The organism is Marinobacter sp. H13 (genome assembly GCF_059072335.1).
This window is the reverse complement of record NZ_JCACRU010000001.1, coordinates 3,909,634-3,930,599: the sequence shown is the minus strand read 5'-3', so window position 1 is coordinate 3,930,599 and position 20,966 is coordinate 3,909,634. Positions and strand designations below refer to the sequence as shown.

Below are 20,966 nucleotides of genomic sequence, written 5' to 3'. Positions count from 1 at the left end.
ACGCCAAATTTTAAACCACTACCGATAGCCAGTTGGGCTGCCAGCAAGGCGACAATTTATCGGGCCTTGGCAGAGCAATAAACCGTCCGGCTTTACTGCCAGCTTTCGGCCAAGGCCTTAGAACCCAGCCACCCACAAGGGACAATGCACTACCAACTAACGCTGAGCTTAGCGGCGACCTTGTAATGAAGGCGAAGCCGCAATGAAAAGGGCGTCCGGCGGCCATCGGCCGCGTACTACAGCGACTGGTTAACTTTCGTCTTTGAGCTTTTCTGGAAGCACCACCTTGCCGCTCTCAACGTAATCTCCGAGGATCCGTAACCGGCGGTAGTGGGCCATGAGAACTTTCAAAGTCACTTCGGGGTCTCCAGTTTTTTCCTGAAGTTTCTCCAAACTTTGGAAACCTAGGTGCTTTGCAAGCTCCTCGGACATATTGTTCAACTCTTTTGCTTCCGATGCTGCCAGTGACGCATATTCCCGATTCTGCTGGCGTCGACGCCGCCCTATATCTAGTCGAGCTCGATCAATTCGTTTGAACGCCTCTACGGCACCAACTCCCGCACTGAGTAAAATCCCTACCGACTGAGCCACCTTCAGGGCAACATCAGGGTTAATCAGGAGGTCTATCCATCCGGGAGAGGCATACTGGATAGACTGCACGGTTGGGCGGTGTTGTTTTGGAATCTGATTGAAAAGCACCGAATAGAGATTTACGTAGCTATATCCACCCTGCCATGGGTATTCATGGAATGTCTTGTTAACCCGATCGACTATTCGAGAATCTAGCTCTTGGCCACCATCAAAGTGGTAAACAAAGGAATGAGCTTGTGAATACGCATGAGGAAACCCATAAAGGTCTTCCAAAGCCCAACGCTCATCCATCAATACTCGGTAGATACTTGAATCTTCCACCCTCACTCCCTAAAAAGTTAACGCTGAAGCACAGCGGCGCCCTGACAAGGGCGTCCGGTGGCCGTAGGCCACGAACTGCTGCGACTGGTTAGATGCCGGAGCTGCCCGGCAATTTATTGCGGCACCCAATGCTGAATGCCTACTCCCGATACTTTGCACCAGCGCAACCCATGGCGCTAGGAACCAGAACACTGAACAAGCGGAAACAGCCCGATGTTTACGCCGGATGGCCCCGCGACCCAAACACCGAATTGGCCGCGAAAACCGTCGCCAAACCGAGGGCTGTGTTCTGCCCGAAGACAACTGACAGCCAGTGACCAAACACCAAACCCAAGAACGCCGGAGCCAGGCATTTAACGCTTGCAGCATGCGCGCCCTTGGAATGGAGCCAAAGGCGCAATGTAAAGGGCGTCGCCGTGCCTGCACTGGTTATGTGCTGAGAAGCTCACGCTCAAATTCGACAACTGACACCGTTTTGTAATCGATCCGATTTATCAGACTAGCCGCTTTATCAATCTTTTCCCTGGGCAGTCCATTCAAAAGCTGCGGAATTTTTGGAAAAGTGGCGACCAGTGGATAGGTATTCCGAACATCAACCACTTGGATGTAGACAGTGCCACACTCCGCAGCGCATTCGAAACACCGCACCCAGGAGTAGCTGGGCACTGTCACTTCTCTGAGTTCTGTTCCACAGTCCGGACAAAACTTCACCATCTAGAATCATCCCTGAACACATAACGCCCGCAACACCGGACAATTTGAAGCGAAGCGTAAAATTGTTCCGTGTGCTTGCGTTTGTTATACGTAATCCGCGCCAGCATCACTATTTCCACATTCTGTAAAAATCGGGCATACAATTTATTCGACTTTTTATGGCATTCCAACCTTCAAAATTTCATATCTTAACTTTACAGGGCCTAGCTAGGTGCTTGATTATTATCAATTACACCTAAGTACATTGGCTGTTCAAAGCCAGAAAATTCCGGCTTCCACTCTACGTCCCCTTCTGCTGCGTTGTAGTGGTACTCTGTGGTAGAGAAGACGATCTGAGCTCGATTACCTTTGCAGATACTTTTTAACCTGGCGATAAATGCTGCAAAATCTTTAGTTTCAATATCATGTTGCCGTGGCGTATCAAATATCAGGAACTCTATGGAAGTGCATTCCATGGAAATGAACAATTCAAAGAAGGCAGCCCTGAGAGCAAGGACTGTTCGCAAAAGTGTACTACCACTGAATTGGGATAATTTTTCCGCCCCAAACAAAACATTAAAATCAGAATCGACAGCAATGTCCCTCGAAACGTTCTTTGTACTGAGCACATCAAGCCATTCGACAATCTTCTTACGATAAGAATTTCTGAATTCGAGAATTCTGATATCACCCAAACCCGCTCCGCCTTCAAAAGAAGATATATCGCCCTGAAGGCCCTTACGCTTATTCAATAGCTGAACATAATCATGTTTCTCGGATTCGATCCTTTCCAATACGTCTTTTTTTCCTTGGCGATCAATAATTGATCGTGTTAATGCACTTATTGCAGCTATCAAAGACGTTGTATGGGAATTCTCCTCTTCCTTCGTCAAATTGGATTCGAGGGAGGCAATTTCCTCATCGATCTTTCTTAATCTCGATATATATTCATCCAACCTTATTTCTTGAAATTTTGTGTTTCTGTCTAAGTCTTTGATTTGATCGCGAAGATAAAGCAAATTTTTTCCGTACGAATCGGAACTTGATGTAAAAAGACCACAACCTGGTGCTGCACAAATTTCTTTAAAAGAACTGAACAGCCGTCTAGACTCTTCGTTAAGAGACAAGGTATTAATTTCGATCTCTATTTCGTTCTTTATCCTATTGAACCCTGATATCCGGCTTTCTAGATCCTTGATCGAAGCCGCAAGATTAAGCCGTTCATTCTGCTTCTCGCGAATCAGTCTTTGTAGTACATAATCGGCATCGTTCGTCGCATCAAAACTATTACGGAGCTTTTCCAGCTCGCCTCTAAATTGCTCCAACTCTTCCTCAATCTCAGAAACAGAAATGTTACCAATATCGGATTGCTCTTCAAGTTTGCGTATGAATTCCTCAGTGTTGACGATTTGAATATTTACTAAATCAAGCTCCCTTTTCTTTTCTATGAGAAAACGCTTAGCCTCGAACGAGTGCTTCGGAGCAATTCCAAGCCCCAGCCTGACCATCTCCGCGTATTGATCTTTTATGAAACTACCTGGAGGCCTGTAAGCACTTGTGTAACCAGCATCTTGGTCAATATAAAAGAGCGGTAGGAATGTTGAGATATACGGATAAGTAGGCTCATTATTATTGGTCGTCAACGCGAGTGATGACAGCCCAAGCCTCGAGAATAGGTACTCAGAAATCTCTTTTTCGTTGTAGAAAATACGTGCTTCCTTGGAACCTTTTTCCGATACTTCTATGTGAAACTTATCAGAAAATGACCTCTCGAAAGTGAAGAATTCCTCTTCATGCTCTACAGTCAGGCGAACTGAAGAGCATTTCACCATAATATCGTCCCTGTATCTAACAGGGTAGCCAAGCGCGAAGGCAATAGAATGAATGACAGGCGTTTTCCCTGCGCCGTTCGGTCCATATAGTTGGGTGATATCGCTAGCAAACACAAGATCCTTCGAACCCCAACCGGCCTTCCCTGAAGGATGAATTTTTAATTCAACAAGTTTCATTCCAAATCCATTGCAATTTGTTTTTCTATTTGTAGATCAAAATAATTTCGTTCAATTAGCTGGAGTGTGTAACCGAGGTCTGATTGTACATCTATTGCTTTTGATACGACCTTTTTCCCAAACTCGGTGACTTTAATGCGAGAATCATGGCGATCGACCTCAACAAGGCTTACTGTCTCAAGAAAGGTTAGCGCCTTAACTGTCCGCATCCTAAGGTTTGCCGACCATCCCAAGTGTTGGGATGAACCTTTAAAGCCTGAAAATGTTCTCTCAAAACACTCGCCAATCAACTGACCTAGTTCGTCTGACTTAGGCTTACGGCGTGTTTTAGACAACAAGAGAATAGTCATCGCGAGCAATGGAAGATGAAAAAGCGCTTCATTGCTAAGCCGATGAGGTGCCGAACCACTGAACTGATCTAGAGGCAATACAATTTCTTTTTCAGACGCTTCTTGAAAGAATTCTTCGTAATCCATCACGCATTTCCTCTAACTAAAAACGAGAAAACAGCGCCTAGAAGGAGTTCACGATTAAGAGTGGCAGACAAACCTTCAGTATCCAAGGCAGACAATACTATATTGATTCGACTTTGAAGCAATGGAAGGCTTTCTCCTAATTTCACCCACTCAGCAGCATTTTTCTCTATTTCTTCTAAAATGAAATTCAGGTCAAACTCTGGAATAGTATGGCGTTTGTCCCTAAACCATATATCCCATCGAACCTTACAGTCAGACACGAACTCTATCATTCGCTCTGACGCCCCGGTCTTACTCATCAATCTGTGAATAATAGAAGCATTCTTGATGGCTTGTGAGTCGCCGCTATCTTTTAAGCTCTGATATGCCGCTTTGGAGATACTAAGAATATCGAGCATTTCGGCAAGACTAACGCCTGCTATATCATCGAGGTCGCGCTCTCCTATTTCCTCTAATAGTTTGCCAAACGACTTCCGTTCGACAAGAGATATAAGACTGTTAAGGATTTCCTCACACTCTGAACGCTGCAAATCTATTTCACTGTATTTATAAATGGTCTCTCTTGCCTCAGAGAAAAATTTATCATCGTGTGGATTTAAATAAGAAATATTAGACTTAATCTGAAGCTTCTTAATACGCTCTATAACACCCTGATCTTCTATGGGCGCTTCTGGGCACAAAGCGTCATTAAAATTTTCAAGCAATAATTTGTAATAGTTGTTATCACTATCGTCCTGTATGGCATCTCGCAATCCCTCTAAACCATCATTTAGATGCACATTGGTGAGAAAAACGACGTTACCACAGGAGTTCTCGAACCTGATTGTATGGATCAGGAGTTTTCCAACGTAGCTATCGGTAATCTTGGCTGGCTCGCATGTCTTAGCGCCTTTCCTTATCCCCAAGACATCGTTTACAGACCATTGGTAATTCAATTTTCCCTTGGTTTTGACCTGAAAAAAATTATAGACATAACTCCCCTCGACATTGAGGCGAGCCACGAAATCGTCTTGATAATCACAATAGACACGGTCTAGCGTCTCATCCTCCAATAGAGACAAACACTCGAAAGCCGCTCCGCGAAACTGGGCTTGATAGCGGGCAATGGTTTCCCTTCCAACATTCTCCCGTGGCTCGACTTCATGAAGCTTTGGACTACGGATATTTTTTTCTGCCACGCTTATCTTCCTTCAGGAAATATTCTTCGATTTATGATGCGCATTTCCTGATCCTTTTATTGATCCTTGAGAGTAACTCAGTGTGACCCATCGTATAACGCCGTTGTTCAGCGGTGCCCTTGTAGCGCAGCGAAAAGGGCATCCGGTGGAGGGCCGTCAGGCCCGGAACGAACTGGAACACTTGGTTAGATTTATTGGATCCTACCGCCTGAAACATGGGCCGCGAAACCTTCCCTCGCTTCCTGTGTTATGCCGGATAGATCTTTGGCCGGGACTCGCTCAACTTCAATCCCCATGGCCTCAGCGACTTTGACCAGATCATCCGCGTGGTACTCAGTCGCTATGAACAATTTTTGGGGTCTTGAGCCAGATTGGCCTTCAGCGTCGGCCAACAATTTCCGTGACAGGAATTCCGGCAAACCAGACATGCTTACCTGAACAAGCTCCATGCCAAAGATCATCCCCGTTGCCACCTCCATGATGGCCATAGCGTTGAAATCTCCATCGGCCTCCGTCATCACCGGTGCTTCGTTCAATTGGAAAAGCAGCCAGGCTTCATTGTGGGCATAATCAGACGGCTCAATTGGCAACGTACTCTCCTGATTCTTTTAAATCTAACGCTTTTGTTTAGCGGCGCACATGCAGCGCAGCGAAATGGGCGTCCGGTGTAGGGCCGGAGGCCCGGAACGAACTACAACTACTGGTTATGCAATTTTGCCGAGCCCGAAGTAGATGGCTGCGACAAAAAGCACCAAGTACAGCAACATAAAAGACAATCCGAATACGCCTTTTTGCCAAAACCGAAGCCCCAATTCATCAAATTCCTTGATCGCAACTGCCGCAGAAAACGCAAGGTAACCAAAGGCATAAACCACCAAGAGAAAGATCAGTCCATGGATAACGAAGGTGTTGCTGCCTGGCTTATCAAGCCCACGAGTGAGAAGCGCTGCTGCCACCAGCATTGCAGTTGGCGAAACAAGGCGTTTTATCGCCGAATCAATGGTATCAAGGACTTCCTTCACCTCACCCTCCTTGGTTAGATCTCAGTACCTGCATAACGCTGAGGTAACCGGTGCAGGAGCGCCAGCGGAGGGAACCAAAAGCGGTACGCTTTTGGCGTCCGGTTGACCGCCTTGTTAATGGCCGTTCACCACCGTGGTTGAGCCTGACACCCAGGCCGCATGCCCTCTCCCGGACAGCTTGCACCAACTCGACGGATGGCGAAAGGAACCAGAACGCAAAAGCCGCCGACCCGATTACCATTTAAGACGGACGGCCCCACGACTGGGGCACGTCATGAATACCGACACTGCTGGGCATTGTGGCAACCAAACCAGACAGCGAATTTTCCGGCCTTGGCGATCACCAGAGTGAGCGGGCTTACAACCAATCCCGGTGCCAAGGCCTTTGCACCCCACTTGCTAAAAACTCACGAATGCCGGGCCAATAACGCTGAGCTAAGCGGCCGGTTTGGAGTGCAACGGAAAACCGGTCCGGTGGAGGGCCGACGGCCCGGAGCGTACTTAAGCGACTGGTTATGTGGCTAGGCATAGAAAGCTATCCCCACTGCCGCAAAAACCACGATCTTAATGATTAACTCTCCGATCGAGCGATGCCATGTTGCCTTCGAACCCTCTGGGTTTGACCACTCACCTGGAGCGTCATCGTCCAAGGTAACCAAATGACCCAACGCAGCCCAACCAGAAAAAACTAGTGCAGGCGCAGCGATATACTTGGCTGGAGATTGATACCCCATAAACATCGCGACGGCAGCTGCCAAAAGCGAGGCGACAAAAATCCCTATAACAACTCGTTGCAGCATCCTCAATTACTCGCTGGTTCTGCCCACATAACGCCGAAGCACAGCGGCGACCTTGGAATGGCGACGAAGGAGCCATGGAAAGGGCGTCCGGCGGCCATCGGCCGCGTACTGCTGCGACTTGTTATGGTTCTCTTTGAACGCTGGAAGGTGGGCAAGGCGCGGAAACTTGGTATTTCATGCACTAGACCAAAAGTTCATGCATGAAGCCCGTCACTATTTGCCACTGCCTTCACCGACCTAGATGACACAGCCGCGGGCGCTATTTTCAGGTCTTACTAGCCCAACGGGATTGTGCTCCTACTAATCGGCAAAGCGCGCCCTATTCAAAAGTTTGGTTAACATAGAATCCTCCCTCAGAATAGAATTATTACCCATGTCAAAGGTATGCCAACCTGCTCGCTTCAGCAACCATAACAGCTAATTATACGAACGCGTTCGTATATCACCCGTTCGTAAAACTCCATTCGAAAATACTCAAGAAAATACGAGTTTGTTGAATAAAAACAAGCTCTTGAGCGCCACTTACCACGGCTACCGCCGGAGTTATACGCCCCCTCTTGAGCCACTCCTGCTCCCGCCATAGGCGTATAACTCCGCCATTACTTTTCTAACTTCTCAACCCTATCAGATAGTTACCGTCATTTCTCATGTGATTTTTGGAGTTTTGCGAACGCGTTCGTATAACTCCGCCAACATCACTCTCTTGACTTCAACCCAAACCGAAGTACTGTATATAAAAACAGCACTAAAGGATGAATGGATATGGATATCCCCACCCCGATACCTGCACAACCAACCCGTTTTTTGGACAAGGTTCGGAGCTTCATACGCCTGCGGGGCATGGCGTATAAAACAGAGAAAACCTATCTGTTCTGGATTAAACGTTTCATCCGTTTCCATGGCCTCCAGCACCCTGAAGCCATGGGCTCTGGAGAAGTCGAATCGTTTCTGTCTCATCTGGTTTTGCAGGCAAACGCAAGCGCTTCAACCCAGAGAGTCGCTTTGAACGCCTTGGTATTTTTATACCGTGAATTCCTTGGCCAACCTTTGGACGACCTGAAGTTCGAACAGTCCAGAAAGCCGGTGAAGCTTCCAACGGTATTCAGTAAGGAAGAAGCCAGCTCTGTGATTCGCAACCTGGGCGGAGATTACAAGCTTGTTGCCATGCTCCTCTATGGGTCTGGTCTGCGTATCAACGAAGCCCTGCGCCTAAGAGTCAAAGATGTTGATTTTGATATGCAACAGTTGATTGTTCGAGGCGGCAAAGGCTCTAAAGATCGGATTACACTGCTACCGGATCGCCTCATCGAACCGTTAAAGCAACAGATCGATTCCGCGCTGTATTTGCATCAGGCGGATCTCTTGAAGGGATTCGGCTCGGTTTATCTTCCGGCAGGCCTGGACCGCAAATATCCAGGCGCCAGTCAGGAGCCCGCCTGGCAATACATCTTCCCAGCGCAGGAGCTTTCGCGAGATCCTCGCTCTGGCACTCGCCGGCGGCATCACTTGCTCGACCGAACTGTTCAGAAGCACTTTCGCCGGGCTATTCAGGCGGCAGGTATCCGCAAACTCGCGGGTAGTCATACCTTTCGTCATAGTTTTGCTACCCGTTTGCTTGAGGCCGGCTATGATCTCCGCACTATCCAGAAGCTGCTTGGCCACTCGGATGTACGCACTACAGAAATCTACACCCACGTTGTTCGCAAGGGCGGTTTTGGTGTGCGCAGTCCGGTTGATGAAGGCTTCTAGACTCAGGAAGGACCGCGGCGGAAGGCGATTCCGCCGCGTATGAGGTTATTGCATGTCGTTGAAAGCAGCGTCGGTTCTCGCTGCCAGGATGAAGTCGTTCTTGTGCAGGCCGCCGATTTCGTGGCTCCACCAGCTCACTGCAACTTTGCCATATTCCAGAACAACCACCGGGTGATGGTCTTCTTCTTCGGCAAGTTCGCCAATCTTGTTGGTGAACTCCAGGGCCTTCACAAAGTTTTTAAGTTTGTAGACCTTATGAAGCTGTTCTTCCCCGTCAATTTCCAGAATTTCCCAGTCTGGAACCTCTTTATGCAGCTGCTGCTTTTCTTCCTCGGTCGCCTTGCTTGCGTTCGGGCTGCAAGCTTCACAGCTGTGTGCTTTCAGGTCACTCATTTCAACCTCCATGGTTGATGGCTGTATTACAAGCGTGGGTCGTGCCCTTCGCTTTATCAACCCTTCTCTTGAAATCCGGCGGCTTTCCGAATACTGTATATTTAAACAGTATTTTGAGAGTTTTCATCATGAGCGAGCTTCTGAACACGCTGATGCAGGATGCCCGTGTCTGGCAGGGGCACCGCCACACCCAGACCACACAGCCTGCGCAATCAACCGGTTACCAGGTGCTGGATAACCAGCTCGGAGGCCTGGGCTGGCCCCGGGGTGCCTTGAGCGAATGCCTGCTGGATGCACCGGGTATTGGTGAGCTGCATTTGCTTCTGCCGCTGATGCAACGGGTGTGCGAAGAGGGCAAAAGCGTGTTCTGGCTGAACCCGCCGCATACGCCCTATGCCCCTGCCCTGGCCCGGGAAGGCGTCAACCTGGACCAGGTGGTGCTGATCCATACCGATGATGAGGGCGACTTTTTGTGGACACTGGAGAACTGCCTGCGCTCACCAGTAACAGGCCTGGTAATGGCCTGGCCGGGCAAGCTGGCCTCACGGGAAGTCCGTCGCCTGCAACTGGCCGCCGAAGCCGGGAGCAATGTGTGTGTGCTGTTCCGGGAACGACGTTACGCCGGGCAGAATTCTCCGGCTGCCCTGCGGCTGGAGCTGGAACCGGGGGAGCAGCAGGATCTCAAGGTGAATGTGCTCAAGCGCCGGGGTAGCTGGCCCGGGCAGCGCTGTTCACTGGCCATGGCCCAGCGGGCCGATCTCTCCTTCCGTGAAACCACCCGGGTTGTCCGGGGCCCCTGGTCGGGTTCAACCGGGTAATAACGCTCCATGCTCTGGCTGTATCTGCATTTCCCGCACCTGGTGCTGGACCATATTCGGCGCACCCGTGAAGATGAGGGCGCCCTGGTGGTGGTTGAAGGCTCTGGCCAGAAGGTGATCCAGGCCTGCCCGGACGCCAGGAGCCAGGGTATTCGTAGCGGCATGCGCCTGAAAACCGCCATCAGCCTGGCTCCGGATCTGGGCATGGTGCGGGCTGATGAAACCCAGGAAGCCAGGATTCTGGAAGATCAGGCCCGCTGGCTGTACCGCTATGCGGCCCATATTGTGTTGGTGCCGCCCGATGGTCTGCTGGCCGAAATTGGCAGCCTTCAAAAACTGTATGGCGGGCTGCCCGCCGTTTGGCAAACCGTGGAACAGGGGCTGAATGAGCGCCAGCTGAATGCCTGGATCGGTATTGGCTATACCCCTCTGTCGGCCCGGCTGATTGCCCGCGCCGGCAAGGGGGAATGCACGGCAGACAAAGGCCACATTCTTCGAAGCCTGAGCCAGATGCCCCTGTTGGCAGCTGAATTCAACGAGAAAGCCTGTACCCGTTTGCAGCGCCTGGGGCTGAACACGTTGGGGGAGGTGTTTGATTTACCGCCCGGCGAACTGGCACGGCGTCTGTCTCCGGAGTTACTGGCTTACATCCAGAAAATCCAGGGCACCCGGCCAGATCCCCGCACGCCCTGGCAGCCGCCCCACTCGTTCCGGCAACAGGCGGATTTTGTGCAGGAAATAGAACACACCCAGGGGCTGCTGTTTCCGCTCCAGCGCATGCTTGTCGAACTGGAAGAGGATCTGTGCTGGCGCCAGCAGGATACCGACAGCCTGCGGCTGGTTCTGAAGCACCGGCATGCGGAACCAACCCGGCTGCAGATTCGCACATCCGGGCCGGAGCACCGGGCCGATCATTTCTTGAACCTGGTTCGTCTGCGGTTGGAGCAACATTCCCTGAGCGCCCCGGTTATCTCCATGGTTTTGCTGGTGAAGCGTTTCCTGTCACGGGAAGCACCCTCCGGGCAGGATCTGCTGGGTGAAACCCAGGATCTGAATGAAGCCTGGCATACCCTGATCAGCCGGCTGCAGGCGCGCCTGGGCGATCAGGCTCTCAGGCAGCTCTCGCCCCAGGCGGATCATCGTCCCGAACGGGCCTGGTCGGCCTCGGAAGTTCTGCGTAAAACCGGAACGCCGCCAGTACCGGCAGCAGAACTGCCCAGGCGGCCGCTCTGGTTATTGAAAGGCCCGCAACCGCTGACCGAGGCGCCCGTTACCTGGTTTTCCGGGCCTGAGCGCATCAGCGGTGGCTGGTGGGATGGCCAGCGCGTGCACCGGGATTATTACATTGCCCAGTTGAGCAGCGGCCAGTTGGCCTGGGTCTTCCGGGATGCCCGGGAAGGCTGGTTTGTGCATGGGTGGTTTGGCTGATGTCCGGGCAGCAGTATGCAGAGCTGTTTTGCTTCAGCAATTTCACCTTCCTCACCGGGGCCTCTCATCCCCACGAACTGGCTGAGCGAGCGCATGAGCTGAGCTACACCGCCCTGGCCATCACCGATGCCTGCTCCGTTGCCGGCATTCCCCGGGCCTGGGCGGCGCTGGCAGAAAGTCCTGTAAAACTCATTACCGGCAGCTGGTTTGAGTTGTCGGATGCCCCCACCGGCGCCGCTTCTCCTCGCTTTATCCTTCTGGCCCGCACGCGCAAAGGCTATGGCCAGCTTTGCCAGTTGATCACTACCGGCCGCCGGCGGGCTGAGAAAGGCCATTACCAGCTGTATTACCGGGACATTGAAACCCACACCCTGGATGACTGCCTTTGTCTGTGGCTGCCCCCATCGCCTACCGAAGCGGATTCCGATCAGGCGCTGGCCTGCGGCGAGTGGCTGGCCCGACTGTTTGACCCCCGGATCTGGATTGCCGCGGCCCGCACCCTGGAATCCGGCGAGGAGCAGCGGCTGGCACGGATACACTGGCTGGCCGATCAGCTGCGCATTCCCGTGGCTGCCGTGGGCGAGGTGCACATGCACAGCCGGGAGCGCCAGCCGCTGCAGGATGTACTGACAGCCCTGCGCAATCACACCAATCTGGAGAATGCCGGCCACTGCCTGTTCCAGAATGGCGAGCGATACCTGCGCCCCCTGCCCGTTCTGCAACGGCTGTTTCCGGAAGCCTGGCTGCATGAAACCCTGACCATTGCCAACCAGTGCACCTTCGAGCCCGGCAGCCTGCGCTATGAATACCCGCCAGACCTGGTGCCGGAGGACGAGACTCCGGCCGGCTACCTGAAACGGCTGACCCGCGAAGGCGAGCGCCGGCGTTACCCGGATGGCACACCACTGCAGGTTCAGAGCCTGATCCGCAAGGAGCTGGGCCTGATCTCGGAGATGAACTACGAGCATTACTTCCTCACCATCCACGATATTGTCGACTTTGCCCGCAGCCGGGGGATTCTCTGCCAGGGGCGGGGGTCGGCAGCAAACTCTGCGGTTTGTTATTGCCTGGGCATCACCGAGGTGAACCCGGCCCGGGTGGAACTGCTGTTCGAGCGGTTTATTTCCAAAGACCGAAACGAACCGCCCGATATCGATGTGGATTTCGAGCACGAACGTCGTGAAGAGGTTATCCAGTATATCTACCGGCGTTATACCCGTGAGCGCGCCGCCCTGGCTGCCACGGTGATCCGTTACCGGCCCAAAAGCGCCATTCGGGATGTCGGCAAGGCCCTGGGGTTTGATCCGGCCCTGGTGGAACAGCTGCTGGAAGGCATCGACTGGCGGGACAAGGCCACCAACTGGCGCCAGCAGATTCTCGACAAGAAAATCACCCGCAACCCACAGGTGGCGGACCAGTTCTTCACCCTAGTGAATACCCTGCTGAGCTTCCCCCGACATCTGTCCCAGCACGTGGGCGGTTTCGTGATCAGCGCCGGGCCACTGGCCGAACTGGTGCCAGTGGAGAACGCTGCCATGGCCGACCGCACCGTAATCCAGTGGGACAAGGACGACCTTGAGAGCCTGGGACTGATGAAGGTGGATGTGCTGGCCCTTGGCATGCTCTCCGCCATTCGAAAAGCGCTGGAACTGATCAGCGATGAAAAAGGCCAGCCTTTCCGGATACAGGACATTCCCCAGGAAGACCGTGACACCTACGCCATGCTTCAGACAGGCGACAGCATCGGGGTTTTCCAGGTGGAGTCCCGGGCCCAGATCAACATGCTGCCCCGCCTTAAACCGGAAACCTATTACGACCTGGTGATCGAAGTGGCCATCGTGCGGCCGGGCCCCATCCAGGGTGACATGGTGCACCCGTACCTGCGCCGCAAGCACGGCCTGGAGCCGGTGGATTACCCGAACGATGCCGTGCGCAAGGTGCTGGAGCGCACCCTCGGCGTGCCCATCTTCCAGGAACAGGTGATCAAACTGGCCATGGTGGCGGCCGGCTTCTCCGCCGGCGAAGCCGACCAGTTGCGCCGGGCCATGGCGGCCTGGAAATCCCACGGCGACCTGACCCCGTTCCGGGAAAAGCTAGTCACCGGTATGCTCGAACGTGGTCACGATGCCGACTTCGCCGAACGGCTGTACCAGCAAATCTGCGGCTTTGGCGGCTATGGCTTCCCCGAATCCCACGCCGCCAGCTTTGCCCTGCTTGTCTACGTCTCCGCCTGGATCAAGCGGCACTATCCGGCGGCGTTTTACTGTGCCCTGCTGAACAGCCAACCCATGGGGTTCTATTCGCCTTCACAACTGGTGCAGGACGCCCGCCGGCACAATGTCACCGTGCTGCCGCCGGATGTAAATGCCAGCCAGTGGGACCACAACCTGCAAGACGAAGACCGCCATCTGCGACTGGGCCTGAGGATTATCCAGGGTCTGTCCGTTAGCGGCGCCGAGCGTATCCACCAGAACCGGCCAGCCGAGGGCTACCGCTCTGCCAGCGAGCTTCGCCGCCTGGCCGCACTCAACCAGCGGGATATGGAACTACTCGCCGGGGCCAACGCCATGCCGGCATTCGCCGCCAACCGCCACCAGGCGTACTGGCAACTGCTCGACCATGAACAACCTGCTGAGCTATTCGCTCAGGAAACAGCGGTCGACTACCAGCCGGACTACTGCCAGCAATTGCCGGAACCCTCGGAAGGCCAGAACGTGCTGGCCGACTACGCCAGCCAGGGCCTCACCCTGCAGCGTCACCCACTGGCATTACTGCGGGAACAGGGCCATCTGAAGTTCTGCCTCAGTGCCGAGCAACTGAAAAGTACCAAAGCCGGCATTCCGGTTCAGGTCGCCGGCCTCGTCACCGGCCGCCAGCGCCCTGGCTCCGCCTCCGGCGTCACCTTCGTCACTCTGGAAGACGAAACCGGCAACGTGAACGTGGTGGTGTGGCTGGAAACGGCACGGCGACAGCGCAAGCCGTTACTGACTGCCCGGTTGCTGCATGTGAAGGGAGTGCTGGAGCGACAGGGAGACATTGTGCATGTGATGGCAGGTCGGCTTTCGGACCTCAGCCACCTGATTCAGTCGTTACCCGTGAATTCCAGGAATTTTCATTAGACACAAAAAAACCCCGCACAGAGGCGGGGCTTTTTGTACTGCGGTGAACAAATCAGCCAAGAAGCTTGATCATTACACCCGCAGCAACCGCAGAGCCGATAACGCCGGCCACGTTCGGACCCATGGCGTGCATCAGCAGGAAGTTCTGCGGGTTGGCTTCCAGGCCCACCTTGTTGGAAACCCGCGCTGCCATCGGCACCGCAGATACACCGGCAGAACCAATAAGCGGGTTAATGGGTTCACTGGTGAACTTGTTCATCAGCTTCGCCATAAGAACGCCGGTTGCCGTACCAACACCAAAGGCCACAATGCCCAAGCCCAGGATGCCCAGGGTCTGGCCATCCAGGAACTTGTCTGCCATCAGCTTGGAGCCAACAGACAAACCCAGGAAGATGGTCACGATGTTGATCAGGGCATTCTGAGCGGTGTCGCTCAAACGCTCAACCACGCCACATTCCCGCATCAGGTTACCGAAGGTGAACATACCCAGGAGCGGCGCTGCATCCGGCAGGAACAGAACCACGGCAATCAGTACCACCAGCGGGAAAATGATCTTTTCCTGCTTGCTCACGGGACGGAGCTGGGACATCTTGATAGAGCGCTCTTTCTGGCTGGTCAGCGCCTTCATGATTGGCGGCTGAATCATCGGCACCAGCGCCATGTACGCATAGGCGGATACCGCGATTGCACCCAGCAGATGCGGAGCCAGAACACTGGACACGTAGATAGAGGTAGGACCATCGGCACCGCCAATGATACCAATGGCGGCTGCTTCCAGAATGGTGAAATCCAGAATTCCGGTCCAGTCCAGCAACGCCGCACCGATGACCGTACCGAAAATACCGAACTGTGCAGCGGCACCCAGCAGCAGGGTCTTGGGGTTGGCCAGCAGCGGACCGAAATCCGTCATTGCACCTACACCCATGAAGATCAGCAGCGGACCAATGGTGCTGCCGATGATAACGGAGTAGAAGTTGTACAGCATGCCATTGCCGTAACCGAAATCCTGAGCCAGGGAGTTAGCCGCCGCCATTTCAGAGTAGCTTGCCTCTTTAACAGCCTGCTTGAAGGCTTCCTTAAGCTCAGGCGTCACCGCCTGCCCTGCCTGATAAGCCACATCCAGGGGTGCAGCCAGAGCAGCCAGAATCTGGGTTGACTCACCCTTCAGGGCAAAGTGGATCGCATTTTCCGCCGCAGTCAGGGCCAGGCCTGCCTCCGGAATATTCGCCAGAATGCCACCGAACCCGATGGGTACCAGAAGCAACGGCTCAAATTTCTTGTTGATCGCAAGATAGAGAAGACCGAGGCCGATGGCGATCATGATCACCTGGCCGATCTCGATGTTGAACAGGCCACTGCCTGTCCAGAGTGTCATTAATTTTTCCATGGAATGCTGGCCCTTTATGCGATTGTCAGCATTTCGTCATCAGGGGAGACGGCATCACCGACCTTGATGAAGACTTCACCGATTGTGCCGGCTTTCGGCGCGCGAACCTCGGTTTCCATTTTCATGGCCTCGAGGATAATCATCACATCGCCCTCTTCCACGGTGTCACCCGGAGAAACCAGGACCTTGAAGATGTTGCCACCCAGCGGTGCAACCACAGGCTCGCCTTCACCCGCTGCGGGTGCCGGAGCCGAGGAAGCAGCCGGTGCAGAAGCGGCACCGCCCTCGCCCTGGATCTGGCTGATCTCGCCACCTTCAGAAACGGCAACCACAAACTTCTTGCCATTCACTTCAACGGTGTAGGTCTCGGGGCCTTCAGACTTGGCAGCCGGAGCAGCGGTTTCAGCGGTCGGAACCGGCTCGAACGCGTCCGGATTGTCACGATTCTCCAGGAACTTCAGGCCGATCTGCGGGAACAGCGCGTAGGTGAGAACGTCGTCTTCAACGTTGTCAGCCAGCTTGATGCCCTTCTCGTCGGCCAGCTTCTTGAGTTCGTCAGTCAGCTTGTCCATTTCGGGCTCAAGCAGATCTGCCGGACGACAGGTCACAGGCTCTTTGCCATCCAGAACACGTTCCTGCAGTTCCTTGTTCATCGGTGCCGGTGCAGCACCGTACTCGCCTTTCAGGATTGCAGAGGTTTCTTTGGAGATGGACTTGTAGCGCTCGCCGGTCAGAACGTTCAGTACCGCCTGGGTACCGACGATCTGGGAAGTCGGGGTTACCAGCGGGATGAAGCCCAGGTCTTCGCGAACCTTGGGAATCTCGTCCAGAACCTGGTCGAACTTGTCGCTGGCGTTCTGCTCACGCAGCTGGTTTTCCATGTTGGTGAGCATGCCACCCGGTACCTGGGCAATCAGGATGCGGGAATCAGTGCCACGCAGGCTGCCTTCGAATTTCGCGTACTTCTTGCGTACCTGGCGGAAGTAGCTGGCGATTTCCTCAAGCAGGTTGAGGTCCAGGCCGGTGTCACGGTCTGTACCCTCCAGGATCGCAACCACGGCTTCTGTGGGCGAGTGGCCGTAGGTCATGCTCATGGAGGAAATGGCCGTATCCACGTTATCGATACCTGCCTCCGCAGCCTTGATGGCGGTAGCGGTCGACATGCCGGTGGTGGCGTGACACTGCATGTGGATCGGAATATCCAGCTCTTTCTTCAGACGGCTGACCAAATCATAGGCCACGTAAGGCTTGAGGATACCGGCCATGTCCTTGATCGCAATGGAATCCGCACCCATGTCGGCAACTTCTTTCGCCAGCTCTACCCACATCTCGATGGTGTGCACCGGGCTGGTGGTGTAGGCAATGGTGCCCTGGGCATGCTTGCCGGTCTTGCGGACGGCTTTAATGGCACGATCCAGGTTACGGGGATCATTCATCGCGTCGAAAATACGGAATACGTCAACGCCATTTTCAGCGGCACGTTCACAGAAACGGTCCACCACATCATCCGCATAATGACGATAGCCCAGCAGGTTCTGACCGCGCAGCAGCATCTGCTGCTGGGTGTTGGGCATGGCTTTTTTCAGCTCGCGGATGCGCTCCCAGGGATCTTCGCCCAGGTAGCGAATGCAGGAATCAAAGGTAGCGCCGCCCCAGGATTCCAGGGACCAGAAACCGACCTTGTCGAGTTTCTCGGCAATTGGCAGCATGTCATCCAGCCGCATACGGGTGGCAAGCAGGGACTGGTGGGCGTCACGCAGGATAACGTCCGTAATCCCCAGCGGTTTCTTTGTGTCAGTCATCGTGTCAGCCTTCTGTTTAAAGGTTCTAGTCTTTTACCGGTTCACTTCTTGTGGCGGGACCGGAATTGTGCAATCGCCTTCTTGATGGCCTCGGCGGTGTCAGGGTCAACCGACGCGGGCGCCTTCGGCTTGGCACGTGGCGTTTTGGCCGGGGTTGCCGGCTCTGGCGGCGCAAACCGTCCTATGAGCTTGGACATGAGGAGTGTCGCGAACACCAGAATAATGAGGAACACGAATACAAACCCCATTCCGGCAATCATCAGATCGACGGCTTGTGACATCAGGTCATTCATATCGAACAGCTACCTGTATTGATTTATATTTCTCCCGATCTGTGCCCGGACTGACCAGTTAGACTAAGGTCTAACACGCTTCCGCGACAATTCGGGGGGCAAAATCCTGCGTAATTTACCGTTTTCAGGGTGCCCGGGCAACCTGAATGCAAAAATCTATACGGGGTTTCCGAGCGTCGCGGTCCGAAAAGACACGCATTTATACAGACGAAGCAATTCTCATTCAGGCATATCGAACGCGTATTTTCCGCCCCTTGACCTTGCCACTTTCGAGCCTGGCCAATGCCTTAGCTGCAAGCGACTTCTCTACCGCGACAAAACACTGATGATCAAACAGATCAATCTTGCCGACAGCTTTGCCAGGCAGGCCTGCTTCGCCCGTCAGGGCACCCAGGACATCGCCGGGACGAACCTTGTCTTTGCGACCACCGGCAATGCACAGGGTCTTCATGGCGGGCACGACCGGTTTCAGCGGCGTCGCCAGGAGTTTCTCTGTGTCTCCCCATGTCACGCTGCGGCCTCTTTCGGACTCGATGCGGGTAATCTTGTGCCCCTGGGCCGGCGTGCAGAAGGTAACAGCATGACCCCGCTCCCCTGCCCGGCCGGTGCGCCCGATCCGATGGGTATGCACTTCGGGATCCCGCGCGGGCTCGGCGTTGATAACCAGGGGCAGAGACTTTATGTCGAGGCCACGGGCAGCCACGTCGGTGGCAACCAGGATGGAGCAGCTCTGATTGCCAAACCGCACGAGCACGCTGTCTCGATCCCGTTGCTCCAGATCGCCATGCAAAGGCAGCGCAGAGAAACCCCGCTCACCAAGTTCCGCCGCCATGTCGTCACACTGCTGTTTGGTGGTGCAGAAAACGATGCAGGACTCGGGCTGACGCTCGGAAAGCAGCGCTACGATGGCATCCGATTTGGAATGTGGCGACACTTCGTAGAACAGCTCTTCAATGTCCGGGTTGTCACCGGCTTCCTCGGCCCGAACGTCTACCGGGCTTTTCTGGTACTGCTTACTCAATTCACGGATGGGCGCCGGCCAGGTCGCCGAAAACATCATGGTCTGGCGTGATGGCGGAGTCTGGGACAGGATGTCTTCCATCGCTTCCTGAAAACCCATATCCAGCATTCGGTCCGCCTCATCAAGCACCACGGTTTTAAGCCGCGCCAGCGAGAGGGTCTGCTTGCGCAGGTGGTCCTGAATCCTGCCCGGGGTACCCACAACAATATGAGCGCCATGGCTCAGGGACCCGATCTGGGGACCGATGGCAACACCGCCGCACAAAGTCAGCACCTTGATATTGTCCCGGGCCCGCGCCAGCTCACGGATAGCTTTGGCGACCTGGTCTGCCAGCTCGCGGGTCGGGCACAGCACGAGCGCCTGAACCGCAAACAGTCGGGGATTGAGCCGCTCAACCAGGCTGATGCCAAACGCCGCCGTTTTTCCGCTACCGGTTTTGGCCATAGCAATGATGTCTTTTCCCGCCAGCCCAGGGGCAATGGCCTTCGCCTGAATCTCCGTGGGTTGGGCAAACCCCAGCTGGTTAAGGTTCGAGCACATGGCGGTAGACAGGCCAAAGTCGTTAAAAGAAGACATAGAAGAAAATCCCGGATTCAGCGGAAGCTGGTTATGAAGGCAATAATGAGGGCGTATACTAGGCCGAAATGATACCAGAATCTGCAACGAAAGAACGGAGTTACTGATGGCATCCCTGCAGGACCAATTGCTGAAGGCCGGCCTTGCCGACGAGAAAAAAGCCAAGGCCATTCGCAGCGAAAAACGGAAGAAAAGAAAGCAGCAACCCAAGGGTGCTGTGGAAGTTAACGAGGCCGAGACCCGTGCACGTCAGGCCCGTGAGGAAAAAGCAGAGCGGGATCGCCAACTCAACCTGGAGCGCCAGCGCGCTGCCGAAAAGAAAGCCATCCAGGCCCAGATCCGGCAATTGGTAGAAACCAACCGGCTGGACCGAAGCCGCGGCGAAACCTCCTATCAGTTTGTTCATGACAAAAAGATCAAGAAGCTCTTCGTAGACGACACTATGGTCGATCAGCTATCCCGCGGCCGCCTGGCAATTGTTTTCGTGAACGATAACTACGAGATTGTGGCGGAAGGTGTTGCCCGAAAAATCATGGAGCGGGATGAGAGCGCCGTGGTGGTACTTCATGATCGCAAACAGGACGATGCAGGCGAGGATGATCCTTACGCAGGCTACGAAATCCCTGATGATCTGATGTGGTAACGCACTACTCAACCGCAGATACACCCTTTTGGTACTACATGCACCCGGGAAATACATAGGTACTACTCATAACCCCAAAACTTCTGACTTGGCCTATACTTTAGTTATATCCATAGAACGAAGGGGATTAACCATGAGAGTGAAAAAATCATTGAGCTTGATAGCTGGCGCCACGTTACTGGCGTCTTTGGCCAGTATGCCGGTTGCCGCCCAATCGGACGACCAGGTTTTCGGACGGGAACTGATGACCCAGCAAGAGCTGCAACAGCACCGGGAAACCATGCGCAACCTGAACACCGACGCCGAGCGTGCGAAGTACCGCCAGCTGCACCATGAACGGATGATGGAACGAGCCAGAGAGCGTGGCGTTGAGCTCAGAAACGGCATGGGACAGGGTTCCGGACAAGGCATGGGTAAAGGCCAGGGCATGGGCCAGGGTATGGGGCAGAAAAACGGCCAGGGTATGGGGCAGAAAAACGGCCAGGGTATGGGCCAGCAAAATGGACAGGGCGCCGGGGGTGGCGGTAACGGCAAGAATCAGCAGTATAAGATGAAAGGCTCGAACAGCCAGTAGTCGGACATTGCTGTTCAGGGCCACAAAAAAATCGGGGCTGATTGTCAGCCCCGATTTTTATTTGCGCCTTTTA

At 54.1% G+C, this 20,966-nt stretch carries 18 protein-coding genes; 6 read left to right on the top strand and 12 right to left on the bottom strand.

The window, feature by feature from the left end; translation table 11 throughout:
* Positions 1–249: 249 nt before the first annotated feature.
* From AC5JQH_RS18290 to AC5JQH_RS18260, 7 genes are all read right to left on the bottom strand, one after another.
* Positions 250–912, bottom strand: a complete 663-nt coding sequence (locus AC5JQH_RS18290) for a hypothetical protein (protein WP_493805809.1) — start codon at positions 910–912, stop codon at positions 250–252.
* A 917-nt stretch (positions 913–1,829) separates the two neighbouring features.
* Complete coding sequence (locus tag AC5JQH_RS18285) at positions 1,830–3,614, bottom strand: hypothetical protein (protein WP_493805808.1); 1,785 nt, start codon at positions 3,612–3,614, stop codon at positions 1,830–1,832.
* Positions 3,611–4,090, bottom strand: coding sequence for a hypothetical protein (locus AC5JQH_RS18280; protein WP_475165004.1), 480 nt, complete (start codon positions 4,088–4,090; stop codon positions 3,611–3,613). Before AC5JQH_RS18280 ends, AC5JQH_RS18285 begins: the two co-directional genes overlap by 4 nt.
* Complete coding sequence (locus AC5JQH_RS18275; protein ID WP_493805807.1) at positions 4,090–5,268, bottom strand: dsDNA nuclease domain-containing protein; 1,179 nt, start codon at positions 5,266–5,268, stop codon at positions 4,090–4,092. Before AC5JQH_RS18275 ends, AC5JQH_RS18280 begins: the two co-directional genes overlap by 1 nt.
* A gap of 191 nt (positions 5,269–5,459) precedes the next feature.
* Entirely contained in the window at positions 5,460–5,858 is a 399-nt protein-coding gene (locus AC5JQH_RS18270) for a DUF6930 domain-containing protein (RefSeq protein WP_008170669.1), read from the bottom strand.
* A gap of 114 nt (positions 5,859–5,972) precedes the next feature.
* Positions 5,973–6,290 carry a hypothetical protein gene (locus AC5JQH_RS18265; protein WP_053113006.1) on the bottom strand — a complete coding sequence of 106 codons (318 nt, stop codon included), beginning with the start codon at positions 6,288–6,290 and terminating at the stop codon, positions 5,973–5,975.
* 521 nt (positions 6,291–6,811) lie between these two features.
* The gene (locus AC5JQH_RS18260; RefSeq protein WP_228346582.1) at positions 6,812–7,090 is read right to left on the bottom strand and encodes a hypothetical protein; all 279 of its coding nucleotides are present in this window, start codon (positions 7,088–7,090) and stop codon (positions 6,812–6,814) included.
* Positions 7,091–7,852: 762 nt separating this feature from the next.
* Here AC5JQH_RS18260 and AC5JQH_RS18255 point away from each other — a divergent pair.
* Complete coding sequence (locus AC5JQH_RS18255) at positions 7,853–8,839, top strand: integron integrase (protein ID WP_405419159.1); 987 nt, start codon at positions 7,853–7,855, stop codon at positions 8,837–8,839.
* Between the two features lie 45 nt (positions 8,840–8,884).
* Here the strand turns inward: AC5JQH_RS18255 and AC5JQH_RS18250 are convergent, their stop codons facing one another.
* Positions 8,885–9,232 carry a 4a-hydroxytetrahydrobiopterin dehydratase gene (locus tag AC5JQH_RS18250; protein WP_008172116.1) on the bottom strand — a complete coding sequence of 116 codons (348 nt, stop codon included), beginning with the start codon at positions 9,230–9,232 and terminating at the stop codon, positions 8,885–8,887.
* A gap of 128 nt (positions 9,233–9,360) precedes the next feature.
* Here AC5JQH_RS18250 and imuA point away from each other — a divergent pair, with 128 nt between their 5' ends.
* Genes imuA through AC5JQH_RS18235 form a run of 3 tightly spaced genes read left to right on the top strand, consistent with a single transcriptional unit; the run spans position 9,361 to position 14,597 of the window.
* Entirely contained in the window at positions 9,361–10,050 is a 690-nt protein-coding gene (gene imuA / locus AC5JQH_RS18245) for a translesion DNA synthesis-associated protein ImuA (RefSeq protein WP_092031874.1), read from the top strand.
* 9 nt (positions 10,051–10,059) lie between these two features.
* Positions 10,060–11,478, top strand: a complete 1,419-nt coding sequence (locus AC5JQH_RS18240; RefSeq protein ID WP_008172120.1) for a Y-family DNA polymerase — start codon at positions 10,060–10,062, stop codon at positions 11,476–11,478.
* Positions 11,478–14,597, top strand: a complete 3,120-nt coding sequence (locus AC5JQH_RS18235) for an error-prone DNA polymerase (RefSeq protein ID WP_273157770.1) — start codon at positions 11,478–11,480, stop codon at positions 14,595–14,597. Before AC5JQH_RS18240 ends, AC5JQH_RS18235 begins: the two co-directional genes overlap by 1 nt.
* 52 nt (positions 14,598–14,649) lie before the next feature.
* Here AC5JQH_RS18235 and AC5JQH_RS18230 read toward each other — a convergent pair whose 3' ends face one another.
* The 4 genes from AC5JQH_RS18230 to dbpA form a co-directional block, all read right to left on the bottom strand.
* Positions 14,650–15,984 carry a sodium ion-translocating decarboxylase subunit beta gene (locus tag AC5JQH_RS18230; protein ID WP_039881922.1) on the bottom strand — a complete coding sequence of 445 codons (1,335 nt, stop codon included), beginning with the start codon at positions 15,982–15,984 and terminating at the stop codon, positions 14,650–14,652.
* A gap of 14 nt (positions 15,985–15,998) precedes the next feature.
* Positions 15,999–17,786 (bottom strand): sodium-extruding oxaloacetate decarboxylase subunit alpha, encoded by a 1,788-nt coding sequence (gene oadA, locus AC5JQH_RS18225; protein ID WP_273157769.1) that lies wholly within the window; start codon positions 17,784–17,786, stop codon positions 15,999–16,001.
* 41 nt (positions 17,787–17,827) lie between these two features.
* Positions 17,828–18,079, bottom strand: coding sequence for an OadG family protein (locus AC5JQH_RS18220; protein ID WP_008172126.1), 252 nt, complete (start codon positions 18,077–18,079; stop codon positions 17,828–17,830).
* 223 nt (positions 18,080–18,302) lie between these two features.
* On the bottom strand, positions 18,303–19,676 hold the full coding sequence (dbpA, locus tag AC5JQH_RS18215) for an ATP-dependent RNA helicase DbpA (RefSeq protein WP_008172127.1): 1,374 nt from the start codon (positions 19,674–19,676) through the stop codon (positions 18,303–18,305).
* A 106-nt stretch (positions 19,677–19,782) separates the two neighbouring features.
* Here dbpA and AC5JQH_RS18210 point away from each other — a divergent pair, with 106 nt between their 5' ends.
* Positions 19,783–20,319: a DUF2058 domain-containing protein gene (locus AC5JQH_RS18210; RefSeq protein WP_008172128.1), complete on the top strand. Its 537-nt coding sequence runs from the start codon at positions 19,783–19,785 to the stop codon at positions 20,317–20,319.
* A gap of 133 nt (positions 20,320–20,452) precedes the next feature.
* A complete protein-coding gene (locus AC5JQH_RS18205; protein ID WP_491713715.1) occupies positions 20,453–20,893 on the top strand; it encodes a hypothetical protein in 441 nt (146 codons plus the stop codon).
* Positions 20,894–20,966: the final 73 nt, after the last annotated feature.

What these genes read in the sequence shown, in the direction of transcription:
- AC5JQH_RS18240 (WP_008172120.1), top strand. Translation starts at nt 10,060, where the DNA reads ATGCTCTGGCTGTATCTGCATTTCCCGCACCTGGTGCTGGACCATATT.
- AC5JQH_RS18220 (WP_008172126.1), bottom strand. Translation starts at nt 18,079, where the DNA reads ATGAATGACCTGATGTCACAAGCCGTCGATCTGATGATTGCCGGAATG.
- dbpA (WP_008172127.1), bottom strand. Translation starts at nt 19,676, where the DNA reads ATGTCTTCTTTTAACGACTTTGGCCTGTCTACCGCCATGTGCTCGAAC.
- AC5JQH_RS18255 (WP_405419159.1), top strand. Translation starts at nt 7,853, where the DNA reads ATGGATATCCCCACCCCGATACCTGCACAACCAACCCGTTTTTTGGAC.
- AC5JQH_RS18280 (WP_475165004.1), bottom strand. Translation starts at nt 4,090, where the DNA reads ATGGATTACGAAGAATTCTTTCAAGAAGCGTCTGAAAAAGAAATTGTA.
- imuA (WP_092031874.1), top strand. Translation starts at nt 9,361, where the DNA reads ATGAGCGAGCTTCTGAACACGCTGATGCAGGATGCCCGTGTCTGGCAG.
- AC5JQH_RS18210 (WP_008172128.1), top strand. Translation starts at nt 19,783, where the DNA reads ATGGCATCCCTGCAGGACCAATTGCTGAAGGCCGGCCTTGCCGACGAG.
- AC5JQH_RS18250 (WP_008172116.1), bottom strand. Translation starts at nt 9,232, where the DNA reads ATGAGTGACCTGAAAGCACACAGCTGTGAAGCTTGCAGCCCGAACGCA.
- AC5JQH_RS18285 (WP_493805808.1), bottom strand. Translation starts at nt 3,614, where the DNA reads ATGAAACTTGTTGAATTAAAAATTCATCCTTCAGGGAAGGCCGGTTGG.
- AC5JQH_RS18260 (WP_228346582.1), bottom strand. Translation starts at nt 7,090, where the DNA reads ATGCTGCAACGAGTTGTTATAGGGATTTTTGTCGCCTCGCTTTTGGCA.
- AC5JQH_RS18235 (WP_273157770.1), top strand. Translation starts at nt 11,478, where the DNA reads ATGTCCGGGCAGCAGTATGCAGAGCTGTTTTGCTTCAGCAATTTCACC.
- oadA (WP_273157769.1), bottom strand. Translation starts at nt 17,786, where the DNA reads ATGACTGACACAAAGAAACCGCTGGGGATTACGGACGTTATCCTGCGT.
- AC5JQH_RS18205 (WP_491713715.1), top strand. Translation starts at nt 20,453, where the DNA reads ATGAGAGTGAAAAAATCATTGAGCTTGATAGCTGGCGCCACGTTACTG.
- AC5JQH_RS18230 (WP_039881922.1), bottom strand. Translation starts at nt 15,984, where the DNA reads ATGGAAAAATTAATGACACTCTGGACAGGCAGTGGCCTGTTCAACATC.